Genomic DNA, 25025 nt, shown 5'->3' with positions numbered 1-25025 from the left:
TGTCGACATCAAGAAACCTTACGGGAGTCCAGCCAGCCGAGATCGAGGGCCCCGGCAACCCTTTCTGCAAAAACATCCGCGCCGTGCTGCGCAGCGATCAGTTCGCGCGCCCGAAGCCCCAGTTGCAGCGTAGCCTCCCAATCGCCGTAGATTTCTTTCACGGCATCCACATACGCGGCTATCAGAGAGGCCTCATCAACGCTGTTCACCAGTTTCCCGGTCACGCCGTCAATCACCACCTCACGGATACCGCCAATGTCCGGCGCTATCGCAGGCAGTCCAGCGCCCAACATCTCGAGCAGCACGTTCGGAAGTCCATCAAAGTCGCTGGTGTAAATGAATGCGTCATATTTTTCGATAGGCAAATCCGACACGGACGAGAAACCGCCACGATAGTTCACCTTAGCGCCAGCCGGGCCGGTGCCCGAACCAAAGATCGCCTTCACATCAACGCCCGCGTCGGCCGAGCCAAACGCGTCGATCTCGACATTGACGCCGGCGGTCTTCAATGCTGTGGCGATCTGCAGCAGACGCTCCGGCCGCTTCTGCACATCCACGCGCGATGCCCACAGCAGCCGCTTCTGTACCGAACGCCCTGCGTCTACCACGCGCGGTACGTCACATTTCGCATAGACCACCTCGTAGCTGGGAAGCGGGCCGAGAAAGCGTTGATCATCGTCCAGAACGGCATTGCAATCGGTCACGACTTTCCAGAACCCGGGCAAATGCTTGCGCATCACGCTCACGCCCCAGGGACCACGCCTGATCTTGCCCTGCCAGCTGTACGTGCCATCACAGAAACGATAATAAACAATCCGGAAACTGGCACCCATTACCGGGCCGAACGAGTCCAGCAGCCGATGCGCAAACCCAGAAGATTTCAGGTGCAGACGCGCGCCGTCGGAAGACACCGCCAGCAAGGCTCGGATGGTCATGGCATCCCGCTCGACCTCGTTCAGGGCCGGGAACGCATTGCAGATATCGAGGAATACGCTACCGGCCGGGAGACGCGACACCCATTCGTGCCGCGGCGCGGACTCTCCCGCAACGACCAGCAGACGCGAATCAGGCGCCTGCTCGGCAATCCTGTCCAGCACCTGCATGATGTATTTTTCGCCACCGCCTGGGCGCAGCCAAGGCAACAGCACGATATCAGTGAAGATCTCTCCCCCGATCATCCGGTAGAGATTTTCCAGCTGCATTCCCCAATGTGCCGGGTTCCACGGCATGGGGCTGTAGCTTCCCGCCGACTCGACCCGGTACGCTTCGATCTCGGGCTCCAGCTCAACGGCGTCGCGCAGATAGCCCATCAGCTTTGATGAGGAAGTAAACAGTGCGGTATTGTCCGCCGAGGCGATCTCCTGCCGCTCCCGCACAAGTTTCGCCCAATCTCCGCCCTGGGAGCGCGAACGCTGGACGTCGGCAAGAAACACCTTGCGATCAAACAACAGGCCGTGCGGGATGAGGCGTGATGACGCGGCATCCGCCTGCCGGAGCAGACTGCCGTTACGCTGCCGATAAAAGATGACCGTGTCGGGCGCAACCACCATATCGAAACCGCGGGCACGAAGATTGCAATTGAGATGCCAATCCTCATAGGCGAACCCTGACGCCACCCTCAAATCGTCGTAGCCGCACTGGTCGAACGCGGCCCGCGGCACGAAAATACGGGAAATGTAGGGGTGATGAAGCGCGAAATCCCCTGCAGTGAGATATTTCGAGTCGAAGTATCGGACGTTGTGGTAACGGTCGCCGAAGGCACAGAGATATTCAATGAAAACGACCACGTCCGGATTTGGATTGTTGCGGGCGGTCTCCAGCAAGGCGACGATGGCGTTGGATGAAACCAGGTCATCGGAATCCGAGGTCCAGACGTACTCACCCGTGGCTCGCTCGATGCCTGCGTTTCGCGCCAACCCAAGTGAGCCCACATTCACTTCAACCGTCTCGATACGGGCAAATCCCTCGAGACGCTGCGCGTTGAACGCCTCCCGGGTTGCGTCGTCTGTCCGGTCAAAAACCGCTATCAGTTCGACCGAAATGCCCGCTTTCCTGGCTTCGTGTGCGCACGCTTCAAGCGACAAAAGGGTAGGCGTCAGGAGTAATGACTCCCGATGCAGGTTCAACACCACGCTCACTTCCATACGGCTCACTGGCATTCCACCTTGAAGGGCATTCTGAATTTGAACCACATGGGTTCGTCGTTGTCTGTCAACACATCGAAGACCGCCGCCAATTCGTCGGCATAGATGACGACATTGTCGCTGCGGTCCCATCGGCTGACCTGATTGATACGAATCGCAACCGAGTAGGATTGCCCCCCTCTCAGCAGATTCGCCCCCCTGAATCTGACACGCAACAATTGACCCGCATGCACTTCCACGCCCTTGCGGAAGCTGTTGAAAATGCTTTCCCCCGTCAATTCCTGACCGAACTGGTCCTTGATGAGGAAACCAACGCTGACGTTTTTCAACGCCTTGTGGAACTTGACGTCAATGGCCAACGAGAGCTCGTCCCGCTGTTCGATTCGATCAACCGGTTTGCCATCAGCGTTGAGTACTTGCACCGTCTGCACATGCAGAACGGCACCGTCGGCAGGCATTTCCGCATCGATCGGCGTTGCTTCTTCCTGATCGTTTGCAACAACCTGCGTTGGGCCTGCCACCTCCACGTTGTCGAGCTCATCGTGGATGGGTACGTCGTTTGCTTCAAGAATAAGCCTGTTATGTTCGACGAATACATCATTCATATAGGCATTGGTCACCTCGGTGACATTTCCCTGCATTTTCAGGGTGCCGCCATCGATCCAGATCGCGTAATCGCACAGAGCTCGGACCGCGTCAATCGAGTGGCTGACAAACAGCACGGTGCAGCCACTCTCCATGAGCTTGCGCATGCGCGCCATGCTTTTGTGCTGAAACCATGCATCGCCGACGCTGAGCGTCTCATCGACAATAAGGATGTCCGGGTCCACGTGGATGGCGACAGAGAACGCCAGACGCGCGAACATGCCGCTTGAGTAGGTCTTGACTGGCTGATGCACATGATCGCCGATGTCGGCGAAGGCGATGATCTGATCAAGCTTTCCATCCACTTGGGCGCGGGTGAGACCCAGCAACTGGGCGTTCATGTAGATGTTTTCGATACCAGTGAATTCGGGATTGAATCCCGAGCCCAGCTCAAGCAGCGCCGAAACGCGTCCAGCCACCCTCGCCTCACCTGTCGTCGCCGCCAACGTGCCACAGATGATCTGCAGCAGCGTCGATTTTCCGGCGCCGTTCTTGCCGAGAATCCCGTATACCTTTCCCTTCGGAATGCTGAAGGAAATATCACGCAACGACCAGAATTCCCGGTAGAAACGCTTGTTTCCACCACCAAACAACATCTGCATCAGACGATCACGAGGCGTGTCGTAGATCTGATAGCACTTGCTCAGGTTACTTACTTCAATGGCGTTCTCAGATGACATCTGCGAAACCCTTTCTGGTCTTCTGGAACCAAGCAAAGCCCAAGACAACCATCGCCAGCGACAGTCCAAGCATCTGGCACCATGTCATCCAATGCATGGTGCCATGCCATATGAGCAGGTCTCTTGACTGCTCAATGAAATAGGTCAGCGGGCTCAGGTAGAGGTATGGTCGGAATGCCTCGGGCATCGCAGCCACCGGGAAGAAGACAGGTGACATGAACATCATGGCCGTGGTGACGACGGCGATGACCTGTCCCACATCGCGAAGATACACGCCGAGCGAAGCGAGTAACCAGGAGATGCCCAAACACATCAACGCCAACGGCAGAAGCACGACCGGCAGCCAGAGGGCCTGTATCGACGGGACACCAAACAGGACACCGTAGAAAAGCAGCCATACCAGCATACTGACTGCGAAATGGAACAGCGCGGCACCGAGCGCTACCACTGGAAGGATCTCCAATGGAAAAATCACCTTTTTTACATAGTTCGCGTTGGACAGGATGAGTGAGGGTGCACGGTTCATGCACTCCGCAAACAAACCAAAGATCATCATGCCGATGAACAGAACTACCGCGAATTCTGTCTTGGAGCCCGAACCACCTGTCCAACGGGCTTGGAACACGACGCTGAAGACAAAGGTGTATACGACCAGCATCAAGACGGGCGTAAAGAAGGACCACAGAAGGCCCATGACCGAACCCCTATAGCGGCCGACTACCTCTCGCTTGATCATATCCAGAATCAAGACGCGGTAATGCACTATTGAGCGGATCGCGGTAGTCGGGGCCAGGCTCATCGCTTGGTTTGAATTGAACATTCTTGACTTCCTGAATTGCTGGCGTCGCCCCTCCCAAACGGAGGGCGAGATACGTGGTTTCAACTGAACGAGAGCAGTCAGCCCGAAAGCGCCCTCTCAAGATCCACCATAAGATCCCCCAACTCCTCAACCCCGACACTCAACCGCACCAGCCCCGCACTGATCCCAAGCTTCTCCCGCCGCTCAACCGGAATCGAAGCATGCGTCATCACCGCCGGATGGTTGACCAGGCTCTCCACCCCGCCCAGCGACTCGGCCAACGTAAACAGCTCCGTCCGCTCGCAGAACACCTTCGCCGCCTCGAACCCGCCCTTCAGCACGATCGACACGATGCCGCCGTAGCCGTTCATCTGGCGCGTGGCCAGCTCATGCTGCGGATGGCTCTTCAACCCGGGATAGATCACCTTCTCCACCGAAGGCTGGGTTTCAAGCCACTGCGCCAGCGCCATCGCATTGGCGCAGTGCGCCTTCATGCGCAGCGGCAGCGTCTTCAGCCCACGCAGCGCCAGGAAGCTGTCGAACGGTCCCTGCACGCCACCGATGGAGTTCTGCAGGAAGGCCATCTGCTCGGCCAATCCCGCGTTGTCACCGACCACCACCATGCCGCCGACCATGTCCGAATGGCCGTTGAGGTACTTGGTCGCCGAATGCAGCACCAGGTCCGCGCCGAGTTCCAGCGGGCGCTGCAGCATCGGCGAGGCGAAGGTGTTGTCGACCACAATGACCAGGCCGTGCTTCTTCGCGATCGCGGCGACCGCGGCGATGTCGACGATCTTCAGCATCGGGTTGGTCGGCGTTTCAATCCAGACCATCTTCGTGGCCGGGGTGATCGCCGCTTCGAACGCGGCCAGGTCGGTCAGGTCGACGAAGCTGAAATCCAGGCCGGCGGTGCGGCGACGCACGCGCTCGAACAGGCGGAAGGTGCCGCCGTAGATGTCATCCATCGCCACCACGTGGCTGCCGGCGTCCAGCAGCTCCATCACCGTGGAGGTGGCGGCCATGCCCGAGGCGAATGCGAAGCCACGCGAGCCGCCTTCCAGCGAGGCGACACAGCGCTCGTAGGCGAAGCGCGTCGGGTTGTGGGTGCGCGAGTATTCGAAGCCCTGGTGCTCGCCCGGGCTGCTCTGCGCATAGGTGGACGTGGCGTAGATCGGCGGCATCACCGCGCCGGTGCTGGGATCGGGCGATTGGCCGCCGTGGATGGCCAGCGTGGCCAGGGAAAGCGCGCGCTCGTGGGCCGGCTTTGAGGAGTCAGACATATAAGGGTTTCCTGCTGGGCGCCCAAGTGGTCGCCGTTGAAGGTTCGGGAGTCTATCAGCGCGGCCTTAACGACCTTTGACGCGGATAAACACGGATTCAGTGCGTAAAATCTGCGAACGCCACCTTACTGAACGCGACGGCGCAGGTAGTTCAGCAGATCGATCCGGGTGATCAGGCCCAGGAACGTATCGCCGTCCATGATGATCGCCACCTGGCCGCGGTCGAACACCGGCAACAGCGCTTCGATCGGCGACTTCACGTCCAGCCGGTCCAGCTTGCTGACCATCGCGGTGGACACGGTGTCGCGGAAGCGCGATTCATCGCCGTAGACGTGCAGCAGCACGTCGCTTTCATCGACGATGCCGACCAGCGTGTCGCCATCGACGACCGGCAGCTGGGACACGTCATACAGCTTCATGCGCTGGTAGGCGGTGGTCAGCAGGTCGTTCGGGCCGATCACCACGGTGTCCCGTTGGCCATACGGACGCAGGATCAGGTCGCGCAGATCGCCGTGCTGCGGGCGCTCCAGGAAGCCGTTGTCCAGCATCCAGTAGTCGTTGTACATCTTGGACAGATACTTGTTGCCGGTGTCGCAGACCAGCACCAGCACCCGCTTCGGCGTGGTCTGTTCCTTGCAGTACTTCAGCGCCGCCGCCAGCAGGGTACCGGTGGACGAGCCGCCCAAAATGCCTTCCTTGCCCAGCAGTTCGCGGGCGGTATGGAAGCTCTCGGCGTCGGTGATGGCATACGCCTTCTTGACCCGGCTGAAGTCGGAAATCGACGGCAGGAAGTCCTCGCCGATGCCTTCCACCAGCCAGCTGCCGGACTTGTCATTCAGTACGCCGTCGTTGATGTACTCGGCCAGGATCGAGCCGACCGGATCGGCCAGCACCAGTTCGGTCTTCGGCGAAAGCGTGGAGAACGCGCGGGACAGGCCGGTCATGGTGCCCGAGCTGCCGCAGCCGAACACGATCGCGCCCAGGTCGCCGCCCATCTGCTCCAGGATTTCCGGGCCGGTGCCGAACTCGTGCGCCGCCGGATTGTCCGGGTTGCCGAACTGGTTGATGAAGTAGGCGCCCGGGATCTGGTCGGCGATGGTCTTGGCCAGGTCCTGGTAGTACTCCGGATGGCCCTTGGCCACGTCCGAACGGGTCAGCCGCACTTCGGCGCCCATCGCCTTCAGGTTGAAGATTTTTTCCCGGCTCATCTTGTCGGGAACCACGAGCACCAGCTTGTAGCCCTTCTGCTGGGCCACCAGCGCCAGCCCCAGGCCGGTATTGCCCGCCGTGCCTTCCACCAGTGTGGCGCCGGGCTTGAGGTCGCCGCGCTTTTCCGCCGCCTCGATCATCGACAGGCCGATACGGTCCTTGATCGATCCGCCCGGGTTGGCGCTTTCGAGCTTCAGGAACAGCTCGCAGACACCGGTGTCCAGGCGCTGGGCCTTGACGATGGGGGTCTGGCCAATGAGGTCGAGGACGGAAGCATGGATGGGCATTCGGGGGACTTCGATTCGCGCCGCGCAGGGCCGGACATTGGATTATCCGCTGTATGGGCGTGAAGATGGTAGGCCTTGCAGGCCTGCCGGCGGGTAGGCATGTACGCCGAAGCCAAGTGGCGCGGACGACATGGACCGACGAGGAGGTCCACGCCGCCCGCGACAGGGAACACGGGGGGCGAAACAGCCCGGGCACCACGATCGGCGGTGCCCGGGCGGTGGCGGGCTCAGCGGCTCGCCAGCAGGACGGCCATCATCGGCCGGAACGCCCGACGGGGCGTGGATGGGTCAATGCGAGGGGGAGGATTGCGATTGCGGGGCGGTCTCGAGCATGCGCAGGAGACGTTGCTTGGCCAGCAGCTTTTCCCGCTTCATCCGGCCCAGGGTGACATCACTCACGGCGAACACGCCGAGCTCGGCATCCATGCACTGGCGATTCAACTTCCGGTGTTCGTCATGCAGGGTCCGGAACTCCGGATCGCGCGCGCGGCGGGCCTCGATCTCGCTCTGGGACTGATCTTCAAACATGATGTACCTCCTTCAGCAGAAACACGAACGCCCCGGCCTGGCGGCACGGGGCGTCTGTCGGGAAAAGAAGGGCGCGGTCCGCGCGCAGGGCGGCGTTCCGTCCGGCATTCCACACTGGCCCGTGGATGATTGCCTGCTTCGGTTCGTGCCCAGATTGCATCGGCCCGGCCCTCCCATCGTCCGGTGCGCGGAATGCGTCCCGGACGATTGACCCTACGCTTGCCCGAGGGGGGCTACAAGCCCCATGCGACAAAAAACCCTCTTGCGGCGACGAGGGGTTCAGGCAAGTGAGACCGGACGCCCATTTATTAACGAAAACAATACTTTAAGGTGAAACGATCACCTCTGCCGAACGGGCGCGCGTGGACGCCGCCTTCTTGCCGGCGACCTGGATGCGGTTGCTGGCGACACCTGCAGCGACCAGTGCGTCGCGCAGCGCCTCGGCACGTCGCTGGCCCACGCCGTTGGCGCTGTCATAGGCCTCGATCCGCACCCGCCCCTTGCGACCGATGTTCAGGTACTCGCCGAGTGCCTTCGCTTGGTTCTTTGCCGCGTTGGACAGGGCGGCCTGGCCATTGGCATAGGCATCACCGGTCAGGGTGAACACCTCACCGCGGCTGTCGAATTTGCTGGCCGGCAGCTTCTGCCCGGAGACCAGTTCGGCCTCTTCGCGGGCCAGCTTGGCGGCGTTCTGCTGTGCGGCGCTGAGGCGCTGCTGCTGCTTGCCGGCCACGCTGGTCAGGGCATTTTCGGCGTCCTGGCGGGCCAGCGCTTCGCTTTCGGCAGCCAGGCGCAGGCGCTCGGACTCTTCAGCCTGGATCTGTGCCTGCACGCGCAGGCGCTCGGCCTCCTGGCGCGCGCGCGCCGCCTCGCGACGGCTGGCCTCGATCAGCAGATCGCTGCGGGTGCGCTCCAGCTGGTCCACTTCACGCTGGGCCAGGGCGGCGCGCACGGCGGTCTCGGCGATCTCCACCCGGCGCTCGGCCAGGTAGCGGGTCAGCTCCTGGTCGCGGCGCTTGGCGTTGCTGAAGGTGCTGATCGCCTGCTGCGCCTGCATCCGTTCAAAGGCGCCCAGGTTGGCCGTGTCCGGATTGGCCGAGATCGCCATCAGGCGCTGGTTGAGCTGCATCACCATCGGGTCATCGGCGGCGACGGCCAGCAGCGGCAGGGCCAGAAGACCGGCAGCGAGATAGATCGAACGTGCACGCATCAGCGGTTTTCCCCGGTTTCGAGCTGGCGCTGCAGCTGGTTGACTTCATTGCGGCGCAGCTGCAGCTGCGAGGTCGCGGTGGCTTCCTCGCTGCGTGCGCGGGCCAGGTCGGCATCAGCGGCAGCGCGCAGCGCCATGGCCGGCGCGTTCTTGCGCTCGCGGCGGTCGTCTGCGGCGCGCTGGGCCTGCTGCAGCCCTTGCCGGGCCATGCCGATCAGGTCCGGCGCGTACTGGTCGGCATCTGCCTGGGTGGCGCGGTCCACCGCCTGGCGGGCCTGGGACAACTCAAGCGCGCCGTCCTGGGCGAAAGCCGCAGTGGGGGCGGAGAGTGCGAATGCCAACGCCATCACATACAGGCCATGGCGCATTTGTGCGAAGCTACGTTGATTCATTTGGGGAGGCCGTGCCGGTTGTTGTGCACGGCCATTGTCGTCATGCCGACGCCATGCTTGCAACTTGAGCCGTCGGCGACTCGTTTTTGGGGAAAAACGCGATGGATATCGGCTACTTCCTGAAGCTGATGACCGAAAAGAACGCTTCGGACATGTTTTTGACGACCGGCGCGCCGGTCTACATCAAGATTGAAGGCAAGCTTTACCCGCTGGGCAACACCGGCCTGCCGCCGGGCATGGTCAAGAAGATCGCCTATTCGCTGATGGACGAAGGCCAGGTGCCCCAGTTCGAACGCGACCTGGAGCTCAACATGGCGATCGCCCTGGCCGACACCGGGCGCTTCCGCGTGAACGTGTTCAAGCAGCGCGGCGAAGTCGGCATGGTCATCCGCGCCATCCGCAGCCGGATCCCCAGCATCGAAGAGCTGAACCTGCCGCAGGTGCTGAAGGACGTCATCATGACCCCGCGTGGCCTGGTGCTGGTGGTGGGGTCCACCGGCTCGGGCAAGTCGACCTCGCTGGCGTCGATGATCGACCACCGCAACAGCACTACGACCGGGCACATCCTCACCATCGAGGACCCGATCGAGTACCTGCACAAGCACAAGATGTCGATCGTCAACCAGCGCGAAGTCGGGCTGGACACCCACGCCTTCCACAACGCGCTGAAGAACGCGATGCGTGAAGCGCCGGACGTGATCCTGATCGGCGAAATCCTGGATGCGGAAACGATGGAGGCCGCAATCGCCTTCGCCGAAACCGGGCACCTGTGCCTGGCCACCCTGCACTCCAACAACGCCGACCAGACGATCGAGCGCATCCTGAACTTCTTCCCGGAAAGCGCGCATCGCAACGTGCTGATGAACCTGTCGTTGAACCTGCGCGGCGTCATCAGCCAGCGTCTGGTGAAGGGCCACGATGGCCGCCGCCTGCCGGCGACCGAAGTGCTGATCAACACGCCGATGATCCGCGACCTGCTGCGCCGCGGCCAGGTGCACGAGATCAAGGCCGCGATGGAAGCTTCGCTGGAAGAAGGCATGGAAAGCTTTGACCAGTGCCTGTTCCGGATGGTCAAGGACGGCATCGTCGACATCGAAGAAGCGCTGCGCGCGGCCGATTCACGCGACGGCCTGGCACTGAAGTTCCGGCTGTCCGAAGGCAGCAGCGGCGAGCACGATCCCTACGCGGACTTCTCCGCCGGCCAGCCGACCATCTCGCACGGTTTCTGAAAAAAGGGGACGGAGGGGATTAAGTCGTTTTCGACCGTGTCGGGTCGAAAACGACTTAATCCCCTCCGTCCCCTTTTTCGTCAGGCGGCGTCGGGCTGGTTTTCGGGGCGGGCGGTGTCGAAGGCGGGCAGCGCCAAGCAGGCCGCTTCGATACGGCGGAGGATCGGGTAACCGGCCAGGTCGAGTCCGAAGCGATGCGCGTTGTACAGCTGGGGGATCAGGCAGGCATCGGCCAGGCCGGGCCGGTCACCGTGGCAGAACGTGCCGGTGTCCGGGCTGGCGGCCAGCATCGTCTCCATCGCCGACAGCCCTTCGGCCATCCAGTGCAGGGTCCACTGCGTGCGCGCATCCGGGGGCAGCTGCAACGGCCCCTCCAGGTACTGCATCACCCGCAGGTTGTTGAGCGGGTGGATATCGCAGGCCACCAGCTGGGCCAGGGCGCGCACCCGTGCGCGCCCGGCCGGGTCGGCCGGCAACAGCGCGTCGGCGGCGAACACCTCGTCCAGATACTCCAGGATCGCCATCGACTGGGTCAGCACCAGCCCACGATGCTGCAGCGTCGGCACCAGCTCCTGCGGATTCAACCGGTGATAGCTGTCCTGATGCTGCTCACCGCCCCCGCGCACCAGGTGCACCGCGTGGCCCTGCCAGGCCAAGCCTTTCAGGTTCAGTCCGATGCGCACGCGGTAGGCCGCGCTGGAACGCCAATAGGTATGCAGGACGATCTCGCCCTGCCCGCCCGCAGCAGGCGCCGATGCGCCGCTCACGGCGTGGCGGCCTGCTCGATGCGCTGTTCGATGGCACCGAAGATACTGGCCCCGTTGGCGTCCAGCATCTCGATGCGCACCACGTCGCCGAAGGACATGAACGGCGTGCTCGGCTTGCCGTCGCGCAGCGTTTCCACCGTGCGCAGCTCGGCAAAACACGACGCGCCCTTGCTGGTGTCCTCGTTGGCGATGGTGCCCGAACCGACGAGGGTGCCCGCGCCGAGTGGACGGGTCTTCGCCGCGTGTGCCACCAACTGGCCGAAGTTGAACTGCATGTCCACGCCGGCTTCCGGCGCGCCGAACCACGCGCCGTTGATGTGGGTCACCAGCGGCAGATGCAGCTTGCTGTCACGCCAGGCATCGCCGAGCTCATCGGGGGTCACGAACACCGGCGACAGCGCCGAGCGCGGCTTGGACTGCAGGAAACCGAAGCCCTTGGCCAGCTCGCCCGGGATCAGGTTGCGCAGTGATACGTCGTTGACCAGCCCGATCAGCTGGATGTGCGTGGCTGCCTGTTCCGGGCTGACGGCCATCGGCACGTCATCGGTGACCACCACGATCTCCGCTTCCAGGTCGATGCCATGGTCTTCGCTGACCACCTTCACCGCATCGCGCGGACCATGGAAGCCGGCACTGGTCGCCTGGTACATCAGCGGATCGGTATAGAAGCTGTCGGGCACCTCCGCGCCACGTGCCCGGCGTACCCGCGCCACGTGCGGCAGGTAGGCACTGCCATCCAGGAATTCATAGGCGCGCGGCAGCGGCGAAGCGAGCGCCTGCATATCGATGTCGAACACCCCATCGGCATCGCCGGCATTCAGCGAGTCGGACAACGCCTGCAGCCGCGGCGCGCTACGCGCCCAGTCTTCCAGCGCCGCCTGCAACGTCGCCGCGATACCGGTGGCGCGCACCCCGCGCTGCAGGTCACGCGAAACGACGATCAAGGTGCCGTCGCGGCCACCTTCCTTCAAAGAACCAAGCTTCATGGGCACATCCGGCTGAGGTGGCAAACAAGTTTCAAGTGTAATCAAACCCCCGCGACGCCGGAAAGCTGCGCCGCCGCATGGCAAGGAGTGTATGCCGCGCATGCCGATGATCGGAGACCCCGCTCGCGCCCTACCCTCCGCCGAGCACGGCTCGGCGCTACCCGCTCCCAGACGCCACGGAACCTGTCAGCGGGGCCGGGCGGGGAGGGTTGGCAGGACGCTGAGCCGCATGGATGCGGCGACGCAGCCTACAAGGACGTACTTGCGGCGTGTCCTGCCGACCCTCCCCGCCCGGCCCCCACCCGGATCCGGCTTTTCCTGAACACGCACCTTTGCGCCGGATCTCATTCTTCGGTTAGACTTCGCCGGTCTGCAGCGGTCGTCCGTTTCCCTCCGGGATCGCCGGCGAGCCAGGTCACCCGACCCCTCGCCCGCCCCCACTCCGGCGCCGTTCGTCACGCATTCCAGCCTGCGCTCTCCGCGCCGGCTGCACCCAATTTCTCGCAGCGCGGTTCACGGGAACGCTCCGAGTCAGCCGATCTCATCGATCTGCCCCCGCTTGGCCATTCGGCCAGGCGTTCTCTGTTTTTGGAGCTTTCTCGAATGTCTTTTGAATCCCTGGGCCTTGCGCCCTTCCTGCTGCGTGCGCTTTCCGAGCAGGGCTATGAAACCCCCACCGCCATCCAGGAGCAGGCCATCCCGCTCGCCCTGGCCGGCCGCGACCTGCTGGCCGGCGCACAGACCGGTACCGGCAAGACCGCTGCCTTCGGCCTGCCGCTGCTGCAGCACCTGGCCACCAATTCGCAGGAAGTGTCCAACGGCGGCCCGCGCAAGCCGCGCGCCCTCATCCTGACCCCGACCCGCGAACTGGCCACCCAGGTGCATGACAGCCTGCGCGGCTACAGCAAGTACCTGCGCATCCCGAGTGCCTGCATCTACGGCGGCGTCGGCATGGGCAACCAGCTGGACATCCTGCGCCGTGGCGTGGACCTGCTGGTGGCCTGCCCGGGCCGCCTGATCGATCATATCGAGCGTCGCAGCATCGACCTGTCCGGCATTGAAGTGCTGGTGCTGGACGAAGCCGATCGCATGCTCGACATGGGCTTCCTGCCGTCGATCAAGCGCATCCTGGCCAAGCTGCCCAAGCAGAACCGCCAGACCCTGCTGTTCTCGGCGACGTTCGAAGAGAGCATCAAGCAGCTGGCGATGGAGTTCATGCGCAACCCGGAGCAGATCCAGGTCACGCCGAAGAACACCGTCGCCGAACTGATCACCCACCGCGTGCACCCGGTCGATGGCGGTCGCAAACGCGACCTGCTGCTGCACCTGCTCGCCCAGGACAGCCGCGAGCAGACCCTGGTCTTCGCCCGCACCAAGCACGGCAGCGACAAGCTGGCCGCGTTCCTGGACAAGTCCGGCATCAAGACCGCCGCGATCCACGGCAACAAGAGCCAGGGCCAGCGCCTGCGCGCACTGGCTGATTTCAAGGCCGGCCGCGTGACCGTGCTGGTGGCCACCGATATCGCCGCGCGCGGCATCGACATCAACGAGCTGCCGAAGGTGATCAACTTCGACCTGCCGATGGTCGCCGAAGACTACGTGCACCGCATCGGCCGTACCGGCCGCAACGGTGCCACCGGTGAAGCGATTTCGCTGGTTGCCCAGGATGAAGTGAAGCTGCTGCGCCAGATCGTGCGCCTGCTCGGCCGCGACATGGACATCCGCGACGTGCCGGGCTTCGAGCTGCAGGTGCCGATCCGCTGGGGCAACAGCGCCCCGGGCAAGGCTGACAGCGATATGGGTGACCGTGGCGTGCGCAAGACCTCGCATGCCCGTCGTCCGCATGGCGATGCGCCGCGTCACGCCCATGCAGGCCCGAAGAAGGCCGGCGGTGGTCGTCGCGAAGGCGGCGGTGGTGCCGGCCAGGCGCGTGCTGCGCAGGGCCAGGGCCAGCGCCGTGGTGGCGCCGGCCGCAGCCAGGGCAGCAGCCGCGCGGTCTGATCCGCGCCCTGCGCAGGTGACCGATTTCGGTCGTGGCGCCTGATTGAGAAAGGGACGGAGCGCGAGCTTCGTCCCTTTTTCGTTTGCGTCCGCCGAGCATCGCTCGGCGCTATCAACGGGCTGTTTCAGAAGCTGTAGGCCACGGTCACGCGTGCATTGCGGCCCGGCTCGCTGTACCGGCCGATTCCCTGCTCGTTGACGTAGCCATACAGCGTATTGGTGCCCTCGTAGATACCGCGCACGCGCTGCCACAGGTAGTACTCACGATCGGTCAGGTTGTACACGCCGGCACTGACCCGCAGCTGGTCGGTGACGTTCCAGCTGCCCACCAGGTCCAGCACGGTGTAGCCATCGGCCTTGCCGACCCAGTCGGGCGTCTCGCGCGTGCCGTTGGCCAGCGTGGTGTAGGCATCATCGGCATTCTTGCCCCACGCATGGGTCAGGTTGGCGGTGACATTCCACACCGGTGACGGCGCGTAGCGCAGGCCGACCACCACACTGGCCGGCACGATGCTTTCCAGCGGGTCCCCGTTGGCCTTCTCGCCTTCGCTGTAAGCGGCGGCAATGCGGGAGGACCACGCGTGGCTGAACTGCCAGCGCCCTTCCAGCTCGGCGCCCTTCACCGTGACCTTGCCGGCATTCATCGGCATGGTGGCGTTGTAGCTGTACTGGATCGGCGCGGCCGCAGTGGTGCGGTAGCCGTTGGGGTACGCCTGTGCGGTGGTCACCGTCTCGATGAAGTTGCTGTAGCGGTCGCGGAACAGCGAGAAGCCCAGCTGACCACGGTCGGTGCTCCAGCGGTAGCCCAGTTCCACGTTGAGGCTTTTTTCCGCGTCCAGGTCCGGGTTGGACGAGGACGTATCGAACTGCACCTGGGCACCGGTGATGGCATCGAAGGCAAGCGTGCTGCCGGTCGGTGAGTACAGATCGGCCACGCTCGGCGCGCGGAAACCGCGCCCGACCTGGGCCCACACGGCATGATCGGGCAGGAAGCGGAACTCGGCACCGAGCTGCCAACTGGGCGCGGAGAACCGCAGGTCGCGCACGCTGCCGGTCGGATCGACGAAGGTCGCGTCCACTGTCGGCGAGTAGTCATAGCGGTCATAGCGTGCGCCGCCACTGAGCACCAGACGCTCCTCCATCAGGGTGATGCTGTCACGCAGGTACAGGTTCCAGTTGCGCGCATCGGTCTTCGGCACCTGGCGGGGATCCTGCTCCACGGTGGCGATGTCGCCGGCCGCATACCAGCGCGTATCCACGGCGGTGAAGTCGACGTCGCGGGTCTGCCAGGCCAGGCCGTAGACGATGTCATGGCGCGCGCCGGCGTTGTCCAGCACCTTGCTGAAATCCAGCGCTGCACGGTCCAGGGTCTGTTCGGTGGAGCGGTTCTCGCTGCGCAGGCAGGGCACGGTGCGGCCCGGGCAGCCACTGCCGGCGAGGATGGTGGTCAGCCCACGGCTCTCGGTGACCTGGTGGTCCAGCTGCGCTTCCATGCTGTCGAACAGCGCATTCTGCGGGCGGTACTGCCAGCGCATGCCATAGCGGTCACGGTCGTTGCGGTCGTCACCACGGCGCTCCAGGTAGCCTGGCGAATAGACCCGCGACAGGTTGTCCACTTCATTGCGGGCGCGGCCGCGCTCGACCATGAAGCCCAGCGTGTTGCGCTCGTCCAGCTGCAGGTCCAGCTTGCCCAGCAGGTTGTCGCGGGTGCTGTCCACCGGATCCGGGGTCCGCCGGCCAACGCCGATCCGGTCCACCGTGGTGTCGTACCAGCTTTCCGATTCGTGGCCTTCGCGGCGGGTGTAGACCAGCATCGATTCGGCGATGCCGGTGCGGTTGGCGAAGGTCAGCGTGCCCATCGTTTCGTCGTTGGAACCGCTGTAGCCGAACTTCATGCCGACATGCGTATCGTTGCCGGCCGCCTTCAGGTAGTCGGCGGGGTCCTTGGTGGTGAACACCACCGCGCCGCCCAGCGCCCCGCTGCCGGCGGTGATGGAGTCAGCGCCCTTGATCACCTGCAGGCTCTTCAAGGTGTCGATGTCGACGTCGCCGCGGCCACCGCGGAAGAACTCGTAGGAACGCGCGGTTTCGACCGATTCGCCCAGGCTGAGCCCGTCGACGGTGATCGCCACGCGATCGCTTTCCAGGCCACGGATGTTGAACCCGTTGTCACCGAAGCGCCCCATGTCGACCGCGCTGACGCCGGGGATGTAGCGGATGGCCTCTTCCATGTTGTTGGCCATCTCCGCGTCCAGGTCGGCGGCGCTGAGGACGGTGACGTTCTGGTTGCGCGAGGTGCTCTTCTTCGCGCGCTCGGCTTCCACGCGCACGGTATCGAGGGTGCCGGCATCAGCCGGTGCATCGGCATGCGCGGCGGGAATCGCGGACAGGCTGGCGAGCACCGCCAGCGAGAGCAGGGACAGGGACAGGTTCATCGGGAAAGCTCCGCAGTAAGAAAGGGCTGGACGTACGCCGTTCCTGGCTGTCGGCGCGCTGGACGCCGGTGCGGGCTGGGAGGTCGTGGAAGTTCGTGTTCCGCGCGCGCGAGGCGTGGTCGCGGCGCCGTGGTGCCGGCGGCATGCCGGCACCGGGTTGGATCAGGGTGTGGCCACCGGTTCCGGGTCGCGCGCATCGACGATGCGGTCGCCGTTGGTATCGGCGCGCTCGAACAGGCGCTTGCCCGACACCTGGTACTCGGCGAAGGTCATCTGCCCGTCCTTGTCGGTGTCCAGCGCACCGAAGCGCACACCCGCTTGGCGTGCACCAGCCTCGCGCACCTTGGCGCGCTGCGCATCCAGGCGCCCGGCAAACTCGGCGGTGTACTCGGCCAGATCCAGCTGGCCATCGCCGTTGGCATCGGTGGCGGCGAAGGTCGCGGTACGCGCGGCATAGAATTCGGCCCGGTCGACCACGCCGTCGCTGTTGCGGTCATACAGTTCCAGCATGCCGTTGGCGGTGTGCGACGTCGGCATCTTCAGCGGATCCCGATTGGTCGACGCTGCGCTCTCACGGGTGGCGTCCTGGCTCTTCTCGTAACCGGCCCAGGTACGTTCACCGGCCGCGTCGAACTCCTCGCGGCTGATGCGGCCGTCGTTGTTGCGGTCCAGCGCGTTGAAGCGCGTACCAGTCTGCCGCAGGTGGCCTTCGCGCGCCTTGGCCAGGCGCGCGTCGAAGCGCTGCAGGTATTCGTCGATGTACTCCTGCTTATCGACGCTGCCATCGCCGTTGCGGTCGGTGGCGGCGTAACGGGCGCGCCGGAAGGTCTCGAACTGCGCCCAGCTGACCGCGCCGGTGTCCTGCGGATCGAACTGTTCAAGGAAGTCGGCGGCAGCGGAGGACGGTGCCTTCGCGCCGGTCTGGGGCGCCTGTGCAACAGCGCTGCTGGTTGCGGCCAGCAGGGCCAGGAAGATCACGCTCTTGTTCATTCGGGTGGGCCTTGGAAGGAGGGTTACGGTTCCAACACGCGGAAGCTGAGCGTGTAGTTGTTGCCGTACTGCGGCGCGGCCGCGCCTTCGGGTGCCGCGCCGCGGTAGCGGATCAGCGCCAGGTAGGCGCCGGCATGCTGCAGCGGCAGGCTGGCCTTGCCGGCGGCATCGGTGGTCAGCTCGATCGGTGCCGGCTGCGCCTGTCCATCGCCGAGCGCGCGGTTGATCTCGACCTTCTGCGCTGGCAGCGGCTTGCCGTCGTAGCGCACTTCGAACTGGAAGTGCTCGCCGACGTACAGATCGCTGGGGTGGGTTACGGGCACCAGCTCCAGGCCCTTGCCATACGGTGCGAGCGCTGCGGTGGTCGGCGCGCCGGCGGTCAGGTACACCTCCGAACGCGACAGGCTCTGGTAATGCGAGACGATCTTCGCCCCCGCCGGCAGCGGCTTGGACGGATCGCGGCTGCTTTCCACCTTGCCGTTGACTTCAAAGGTGCGGAACACCGCACCCAGGCGGTTGCCGGTGCTGAAGCGATAGGTGCCCTTCTTGCCCGGCAGGCGCTGTTCCACCACGGCGCGGGTCTTGAGCAGGTGCACGGTATCCGGCGCGTGCTGCATGCCATCCGGATCGGTCACAACGAAGGTGCTGTTGTCGAACACCACTTCAGGCACGAAGAAGGTTTCGGCGAAGCTGGCATCCAGGGTCACCAGGCTGGTGGGCTGGATCTGGAACGTCGCAGGCGCCAGGTACGGCGTATGCGCATGGGCAGGCATCACGGTGGCGGCCAGTAACAGGCCGGCCAGCAGGCAGGTTTTCATCGGCATCTCGAGTGGAAGGCACCGGCCCCAGTCCGGCGGCGCACACTCTATGCCTATTGCGAATGATTCGCAATACGATTTTGGTGCTGCGAGCGGCGGGGCCCCTCGCGGCGGGTGGGTCAGGAGCGGGTTGCTGGGTTGGCGCCGGGTGGGTGGGCCATGCAGGACACGCCGTGAATCCGTCCATGGAGGCTCGCTGTTCGCATCCATGCGAACAGACGGTCCTGCATGGCCCACCCACCCGGCGCCCTGACAGGTTCCGGTGGCCACCGGCCGCGTATAAAAAAATGAAAAGCGGTAGCGCCGAAGGCAGCGGCAGGAGCCGCTTCCAACGTCGCTTGCGACGGCCCGCAGGGTGCCGGTCAGGACGACCGGCATACCCATGGTCGGCGGCTCTTTATCAGTTCACCTGACACCATCCGCCGACCATGGGTCGGCGCTACCGCAGGTTCCATGGCCCCCATGGACCTGTCGAAGGTGGGGCGGGGTGGCTGTGCAGGACCGTCTTTTCGCATGGATGCGAAAAGCGAGCCTACAAGGACGTACTTGCGGCGTGTCCTGCACAGCCACCCCGCCCCAGCAACACATAGCCCTGCAGGCTTTTGCCTTTGCTTCAAAGCGGGCCGCCGGGCTGCAAGCCCGGCAAACCCACCCCTACCCCCGCGGCTTCGCAGGATTCAGCAGATTGCCGAAGAACAGCGCATTGACCAGCAACCGGTCCGTCCCGTGCCAGTACTTGCGGTGCGCCGGATCATCGGCGAACAGCACCACATTGCCCTGCCCCTGCGGCGACACCAGCAACCACGCCGAACCGCTCACCCGCGCTCGATTGCGCTCGGACAGATACCCATTCACGCGCATCTGCTCGTCCACCCGCACCACCGTGGAGAACGGATTGGCGCTGGGCTGCAGCACCACCGCGTTTTCCTTGTTAACCGCCAGCTGCCGGCGCGGCGTGCCGAAGCCCAGCGGATGGCTGGTATCGATGTCTGCGCTCAGGATGTTGCCACTCACCCGCTCGATCGCAGCGATGTCGCGCTGGTCGCCGAAGGCTTTACGCGAGGCATCGGCGGTCACTTCGTCCGCGCCCAGCTTCTCGCCATCCGCCAGCTTTTTCTCGATCGCCCAGCGCGATGCGGTGCCGTAGGTCACCAACGATCCACCGGCCTGGATCCAGCGCTTCAGCGCGCCGACCGCCGCTTCATCCACGCCCTCGTACTTGCCACCGGACAGCACGATGGAGGTGTAGCGGTCCAGCGGGACCTTGCCCAGCTGCGAAGGGTCGATCTTGCTCGCCGGCAGCTGCAGCTGCTGGTCCAGCAGGAACCACGCCGAGCCGATCTCGGTCGCGTTCACGCCCTCGCCCATCACCAGCGCCACGGCCGGCCTGCGCAGCGCCTTGACGCTGTCGCTGCCCAGGTCGATGCCACCGCGGCTCTGGCCGCTGGCCAGCGCGTACGCCTGCACGCCACTGTCCTTGGCCGCGGCCTGTACCGCCTCCAGCAACGCCGCACCCTGCAGCGGCTGGCCGGCGACCGGCACCACGATGCTGCCCGGGGCGAAGTCCACCTCGCCGGCCGACGTTCCGGCAGTAAATGCCCGAAATGCTGCGCGCGTGGACAAGCCCTTGGCCTGCAGCGCATACAGGGCGCGGCCGGCGTTGTAGTCACGCCAGTCGATCACATACGCATAGCCGGCTTGTCCGCCCTGCACGCCACCATGGGCATCCGCCACCGCAGTCACCCGTGCGCCCTCGCCGATGCGGCTCTTGCTGGCCGCGAAGGCCACGCCGTAGGCAGGCGCGATCGCATACGAAGTACTGCCATAGAACACATCGCCCTTGATCTGCGGCGTGTCGGCGAAGATCGAATGCACCAGCCGGAACTGCGGCTGCGCCGCCAGCACCACGTAGGCACTGCCCGGTTCGAAACGGCGTCCATCCACGGTCACCGCAGACGCCAGCGCATGCACCTCGATCCGATGCAGCAGCAGCAGTTCCAGCAGCTTGCGGGTCAGTGCCGGGTCGTGCGCGTCGCCGAACACGAAGCTCTTCAACTGCTGCTGGCCGGCCTGCTTCAGCGCAGACTGGAAGAAGGATTTCTGCAGCGACAGCAGGCCTTCGCGCTCTGCGACCGCGCCGCGCACCGTGCCCAGCCCGGTGGCCACCTGGTTGCGGATGGTGAACGGGAATGTCAACGGACCGTTGACCGATTCCTGCACGCGTCCGCGCGAGCTCGCCTGCTCGACCGTCACGCCCACCCCGCCATGGAAATCCGGGTAGGTGGAGCCATACACCGGCGAGAAGTTGTCATAGTTTTCACCGGTGTAGTACAGCGAACCCAGCGCATCCAGCGAAGCGGCGTGGTACTTGGCCAGGGTCTTGTTGAACTCGTACGACGACGCGGGCAGCAGCGGGCTGTGCATGCTCTTCGGCGACGGCTCGAAGTAATACGTGCTGTCCTTGCCCATCTCGTGGAAATCGATCTGGACATTCGGATACCACTGGTGGAACACCTCGATCTTCGGCCGGCTGTCCTGCTGGGTCAGCGCCAGCCAATCGCGGTTGAGATCGGTGAAATAGTGGTTGGTGCGGCCCTGCGGGAACGGCTCCACGTGTTCCTTGTCGGCCGGATCAGGCGAGGCCGGGCTGGAGGCATACGCGTTGTGCCAGTTCGCCGCGCGGTCGCGTCCATCCGGATTCTGCGCCGGGTCGAACAGCACCACTGCGTTCTGCAGCCACTGCTGGGTTTCGGCGCTGCGGTTGGCTACCAGGTAGTACGCAGTGAGCATCGCCGCCTCGCCGCTGGAGGTCTCGTTGCCGTGCACGCTGTAGCCCAGCCACACCACCACCGGACTGTCACCGGCGGCGCTGCGCGGCTGCGCCGGGTCCACCAGGGTGGCGTGCTGCTGGCGGATCGATTCCAGCCGCGCGTGGTTCTGCGCACCGGTCAGCGTGGCGATCAGCAGCGGACGGCCTTCGTAGCTGCGGCCAATCTCCTGCACCGTGATCTTGTCCGACAACCGGGCCAGCTCTTTGAAATAGGCCACCAGTTGGTCATGCCGGGTGTAACGGCTGCCGACCTCGTAGCCGAGGAACTGCTGCGGTGTGGGAATGGCCGGATCGAAATCCGCGGCGTGCGTGGCCTGCGGGAAGAAGTAGGCGCTCTGCGCCTGCACCGGCGCGGCGGGTAGCGCGACCGCGGCGGCGGCGGCGGCGAGCAGGGACAACAACACACTGCGATGGAAGGACACGACGATTCCCCATGGATGATGGCGCTGCAGCGCCAGTACAGCCCAGCCAGCCACGTGCAGTGGCCGGCCGGCAGAGCGGATGACACGCGCGGAGCGCATCAGAAGCGGTAGTCGAAGCCCACCGTGAAGTAACGACCACGCAGGTCGTACTGGCTGAAGTCGTACGGCGCGCGGATGCCCGGGAACGAGGCGTCGTACGGCGGATCCTCGTCGCCCAGGTTCTGGATCTTCGCGTACAGGGTCAGCTGCTCGAAGCCGGTGTATCCCACGTACAGATCGAACTGGCTGTAGCTGTCAACGCGGTCCTGCACCGCCTGCGCGGTGGCGCTGGCCTTCTGGTCGTAGCCGCTGGTGTAGTACCAGGTGAGCGCGGTCCGCACGTCGCCATGGCTCCAGTCCAGCGTGGTGGTGGCCTTGTTCTTCGGCAGCGTGGCGCCCAGGTTGCTGCCGGCGTAGTTCACCAGCGGCCCGCCGATCACGGTCGGGCGGCGGTAGTCACGCACATGGGTATAAGCCGAACTCAGGTTGAAGGTGCCAAGGCGCTCGGTCGGTATGCGCTGGCGCAGCTCCACGTCGATGCCGGAGGTCTTCAGGTCGCTGAGGTTCTGGTAGCGGTTGTACACGGCCTGTATCTTGCCGCGCTCATCGCGCTGCACCGCGCCCGGCACGTCGTTGGTCACCAGCGTCTGGGTGTTGTTGGTGCCGACCAGGTTCTCCAGTTCGATCTTGTAGTAATCGACACTCAGGTTGGTGTTCGCCCACGGCGACAGCACCACGCCGAAGTTGTAGCTGCGGGTACGTTCCGGCTTCAGCTCGGTGTTGCCAACGGTGAAGAAGGTCGGGTTCTGCCGCGAGCCGGGCAGGTCCGGGTCACGCGGGTCGACCACGCTGCCGTAGGAAATGCTGGTGCTGTCCGAGTTCTCGGAGAGCGACGGCGCACGGAAGCCCTTCGATGCGGCAGCACGCACCAGCAGGAAGTCCAGCGGCTGCCAGCGCAGGCCCAGCTTGGGCGAGAACGCATCGCCGAAGTCATCGTAATGATCCGCGCGCGCGGCCACCGACAGTTCCAGCTTCGAGGCCAGCGGCACGATGGCCTCGGCGTAGGCGGCGCTGACCGTACGCTCACCGTGCACTTCGGCGATCGCCGGGCGCACCTGCAGGCCGGCGTCGATCTGCCACGGGTTGTTGGAATCCAGCTTCTCGCGGCGCCATTCCACGCCGGAGGCGAAGCCGATGTCACCGGCCCAGGTATGGCCGAGCGTGCCGGAAATCTTCGCATCGATGCCCTGCAATTTTGACTCGGCCGGGCGCAGGGTGGCGATGTTGATGCCATCCAGCACCGACTGCGGGGTCGCCGACGGATCCAACAGGTTGTAGCTGCCGGTGACCAGCGCATCGGCCAGCGCCCAGCGGTTGGCGAAGCCCCCGGATACCGTCTCGCGCTCGCTGCTGCGTGCACCGAAGGCGCCCACTTCCCAGTCCCAGCGCTCGCTGCTGCCACGCAGGCCGACCAAGCCACGGTAGGACTGCGAGCGGTTGGTCTTGATCGTGCCGCCGAGGTTGAAGAAGGTGTATTCGATCGGGATGGCACGGCCATACGGGTTGTACGGGTTGCCTGCCGGCAGGTTGGATGACACCGGCTCGGCCAGCCCGGTATCGGCGTTCAGCGCGAAGCGTCCGCTTTCCAGGGTGAAGAACGGGCTGCTCCCGAACCAGGACACGCCCTTGACCTCGCTGTACAGCACTTCGCCGAACGCTTCCACGTTGTCGCTGAGGCGGAAGGTGCCGTTGGCGTAGGCCTGCCAGCGCTTGGTCGACGGTATCAGGGTGGTGTACGGCGCCTGGTTGAAACCACAGGTATCACCGGCCAGGCCGTCGATCGGCGCACTGGCCACGCGGGTGGTGCCGTCCGGGCATTGCCCGTTGGCGTCCAGCATCGGCACCGACACGCCGTTGACCAGGTAACGTGCGCCCTTGGCCGACCAGCCGTTCCAGCGGCCGCCGGGCTGGTCGCTGTAGATGCCGGACCGCGTCAGGTCACGCTCGTCCTGGTCCAGGCGATCGCGGTTGTAGGCTTCCAGGCTGACCAGGATGTTGTAGCCATCGGTCTCCAGGTCGCCCAGGCCACCGACGAACTTCAGCTTGGTCTCGTCCAGCCCGCCCTGGTCGGCGGTGCCGACGCTGCCACCGATCTCCGCGCCCTGGTAGTTCTGTCGGGTGATGATGTTGACCACTCCGGCCACCGCATCGGAACCGTAGACCGCTGACGCGCCGTCCTTCAGCACTTCGATGCGTTCCACCGCGACCAGCGGCAGCGCATTGAGGTTGACGAAGGTATCCGACAGCCCATTGGCCGGGAAGCCGTAATTCGCCAGCCGACGGCCGTTGAGCAGCACCAGCGTGTTCTTCTGCGACAACCCGCGCAGGCCGATGCCAGCCGAACCGGAGGCCCAGCCGCTGTTGGAGGTCTCGTTGGCGGCGTTGCCGGTATTGGCGGAGATCGAACGCAGCACGTCGGCGACCGAGGCCTTGCCGGTCGCTTCGAGCTGTTCACGGCCGATCACCTGCACCGGGTTGGCGGTCTCGGTGTCGGTGCGTTTGATGTTGGACCCGGTGACACGCACGGCGGCCAGGGTGCTGGCATCGCCACTGGCAATGGTGTCGGCAGACGTTTCGGCGGCGGCAGGCAAAGGCGCGGCCAGGGCGGCGGCAAGGGCCGCCACGAGCAAGGTGTGCTGGGGCATGTCGAAATCGTGGGGTGGGTGGTGGTAACAGTTCCGCAGTAGCCCATGAATGGCCGCATCGCGACCAATAACATCTCTTCATACGGATATAAGAGAAGCTACCATCTCTTCATCGCGATGAAAAGGAAGATGTTGTGGATGCAACGGCTTTGTCGTCCCCGGACCGCTACAATCGCGGCATGGAAATCTTCAAAGTCTTCATGATCGAGGCAGCGCATCGGCTGCCGAACGTGCCCCCGGGCCACAAGTGCTCGCGCCTGCACGGGCATTCGTTCCGGGTGGAACTGAAGGTGGAAGGCGAGCCCGGCGCGGAGACCGGCTGGATCATGGATTTCGGCGACGTCAAAGCCGCGTTCCAGCCGATCTACGACCGCCTGGACCATCACTACCTCAACGACATTCCTGGCCTGGAAAATCCGACCAGCGAGAACCTCGCCACGTGGATCTGGCAGGAGCTGAAGCCGGTGCTGCCGGAACTGAGCGAAATCACGGTGCACGAGACCTGCACCTCTGGCTGCCGCTATCGGGGCCCCGCCAACCGCTGAGCAAGCGATTGATCCTGAACGGGATTTGCATCGCGGTTGAAATTTCCCCAGCCCCTGTTGCAATGCAGCACGAAAGGCGTATGC

The 25025-nt window shown here is 64.5% G+C and carries 18 protein-coding genes; 3 read left to right on the top strand and 15 right to left on the bottom strand.

All coding sequences use genetic code 11. From position 1 onward, the window contains the following. Positions 1-8: 8 nt before the first annotated feature. The 8 genes from SOM47_RS09285 to SOM47_RS09250 all read right to left on the bottom strand — a co-directional run bounded on the left by SOM47_RS09285 (position 9) and on the right by SOM47_RS09250 (position 9150). Positions 9-2144: a glycosyltransferase gene (locus SOM47_RS09285; protein WP_249404468.1), complete on the bottom strand. Its 2136-nt coding sequence runs from the start codon at positions 2142-2144 to the stop codon at positions 9-11. Positions 2145-2149: 5 nt separating this feature from the next. Further along, positions 2150-3469: an ABC transporter ATP-binding protein gene (locus SOM47_RS09280; RefSeq protein ID WP_192084314.1), complete on the bottom strand. Its 1320-nt coding sequence runs from the start codon at positions 3467-3469 to the stop codon at positions 2150-2152. Continuing rightward, positions 3459-4289 carry an ABC transporter permease gene (locus SOM47_RS09275; RefSeq protein WP_249404457.1) on the bottom strand — a complete coding sequence of 277 codons (831 nt, stop codon included), beginning with the start codon at positions 4287-4289 and terminating at the stop codon, positions 3459-3461. The genes SOM47_RS09280 and SOM47_RS09275 overlap by 11 nt, the downstream gene beginning before the upstream one ends. Before the next feature lie 77 nt (positions 4290-4366). Beyond that, positions 4367-5548: a cystathionine gamma-synthase gene (locus SOM47_RS09270; protein WP_320505398.1), complete on the bottom strand. Its 1182-nt coding sequence runs from the start codon at positions 5546-5548 to the stop codon at positions 4367-4369. Between the two features lie 125 nt (positions 5549-5673). Next, the gene (locus SOM47_RS09265; protein WP_320505397.1) at positions 5674-7044 is read right to left on the bottom strand and encodes a pyridoxal-phosphate dependent enzyme; all 1371 of its coding nucleotides are present in this window, start codon (positions 7042-7044) and stop codon (positions 5674-5676) included. 288 nt (positions 7045-7332) lie between these two features. Next, positions 7333-7572, bottom strand: coding sequence for an HP1242/YdcH family protein (locus SOM47_RS09260; protein WP_101100166.1), 240 nt, complete (start codon positions 7570-7572; stop codon positions 7333-7335). A 325-nt stretch (positions 7573-7897) separates the two neighbouring features. Next, a complete protein-coding gene (locus SOM47_RS09255) occupies positions 7898-8782 on the bottom strand; it encodes an OmpA family protein (protein WP_192084311.1) in 885 nt (294 codons plus the stop codon). After that, positions 8782-9150 carry a DUF4398 domain-containing protein gene (locus SOM47_RS09250; protein ID WP_192084600.1) on the bottom strand — a complete coding sequence of 123 codons (369 nt, stop codon included), beginning with the start codon at positions 9148-9150 and terminating at the stop codon, positions 8782-8784. The genes SOM47_RS09255 and SOM47_RS09250 overlap by 1 nt, the downstream gene beginning before the upstream one ends. Before the next feature lie 125 nt (positions 9151-9275). On the opposite strand from SOM47_RS09250, the gene SOM47_RS09245 reads away from it, so the two are divergent. Continuing rightward, a complete protein-coding gene (locus tag SOM47_RS09245) occupies positions 9276-10403 on the top strand; it encodes a PilT/PilU family type 4a pilus ATPase (protein WP_042613770.1) in 1128 nt (375 codons plus the stop codon). An 80-nt stretch (positions 10404-10483) separates the two neighbouring features. On the opposite strand, the gene maiA is transcribed toward SOM47_RS09245, so the two are convergent. After that, the gene (gene maiA, locus SOM47_RS09240; RefSeq protein ID WP_320505396.1) at positions 10484-11170 is read right to left on the bottom strand and encodes a maleylacetoacetate isomerase; all 687 of its coding nucleotides are present in this window, start codon (positions 11168-11170) and stop codon (positions 10484-10486) included. Beyond that, complete coding sequence (locus SOM47_RS09235) at positions 11167-12156, bottom strand: fumarylacetoacetate hydrolase family protein (RefSeq protein ID WP_320505395.1); 990 nt, start codon at positions 12154-12156, stop codon at positions 11167-11169. The genes maiA and SOM47_RS09235 overlap by 4 nt, the downstream gene beginning before the upstream one ends. Positions 12157-12759: 603 nt before the next feature. Here SOM47_RS09235 and SOM47_RS09230 point away from each other — a divergent pair. Beyond that, complete coding sequence (locus SOM47_RS09230) at positions 12760-14157, top strand: DEAD/DEAH box helicase (protein WP_320505394.1); 1398 nt, start codon at positions 12760-12762, stop codon at positions 14155-14157. A gap of 125 nt (positions 14158-14282) precedes the next feature. Here SOM47_RS09230 and SOM47_RS09225 read toward each other — a convergent pair whose 3' ends face one another. The 5 genes from SOM47_RS09225 to SOM47_RS09205 all read right to left on the bottom strand — a co-directional run bounded on the left by SOM47_RS09225 (position 14283) and on the right by SOM47_RS09205 (position 24396). Next, a complete protein-coding gene (locus SOM47_RS09225; RefSeq protein WP_320505393.1) occupies positions 14283-16592 on the bottom strand; it encodes a TonB-dependent hemoglobin/transferrin/lactoferrin family receptor in 2310 nt (769 codons plus the stop codon). A gap of 162 nt (positions 16593-16754) precedes the next feature. Next, a complete protein-coding gene (locus SOM47_RS09220; RefSeq protein WP_320505392.1) occupies positions 16755-17582 on the bottom strand; it encodes an EF-hand domain-containing protein in 828 nt (275 codons plus the stop codon). A 23-nt stretch (positions 17583-17605) separates the two neighbouring features. Beyond that, the gene (locus SOM47_RS09215) at positions 17606-18400 is read right to left on the bottom strand and encodes a DUF4198 domain-containing protein (RefSeq protein WP_320505391.1); all 795 of its coding nucleotides are present in this window, start codon (positions 18398-18400) and stop codon (positions 17606-17608) included. Positions 18401-19054: 654 nt separating this feature from the next. Continuing rightward, complete coding sequence (locus SOM47_RS09210) at positions 19055-21652, bottom strand: M14 family zinc carboxypeptidase (protein WP_320505390.1); 2598 nt, start codon at positions 21650-21652, stop codon at positions 19055-19057. 98 nt (positions 21653-21750) lie between these two features. Beyond that, entirely contained in the window at positions 21751-24396 is a 2646-nt protein-coding gene (locus SOM47_RS09205) for a TonB-dependent receptor (RefSeq protein WP_320505389.1), read from the bottom strand. A gap of 179 nt (positions 24397-24575) precedes the next feature. On the opposite strand from SOM47_RS09205, the gene queD reads away from it, so the two are divergent. Continuing rightward, positions 24576-24941, top strand: a complete 366-nt coding sequence (gene queD / locus SOM47_RS09200) for a 6-carboxytetrahydropterin synthase QueD (RefSeq protein ID WP_042614954.1) — start codon at positions 24576-24578, stop codon at positions 24939-24941. Positions 24942-25025 lie beyond the last annotated feature (84 nt).

This window comes from Stenotrophomonas sp. CFBP8980 (genome assembly GCF_034046095.1).
Taxonomy (GTDB): Bacteria; Pseudomonadota; Gammaproteobacteria; order Xanthomonadales; family Xanthomonadaceae; genus Stenotrophomonas; species Stenotrophomonas lacuserhaii.
Note: the sequence above shows the minus strand (reverse complement) of the source record. Positions and strands in the feature narration are given on the sequence as shown.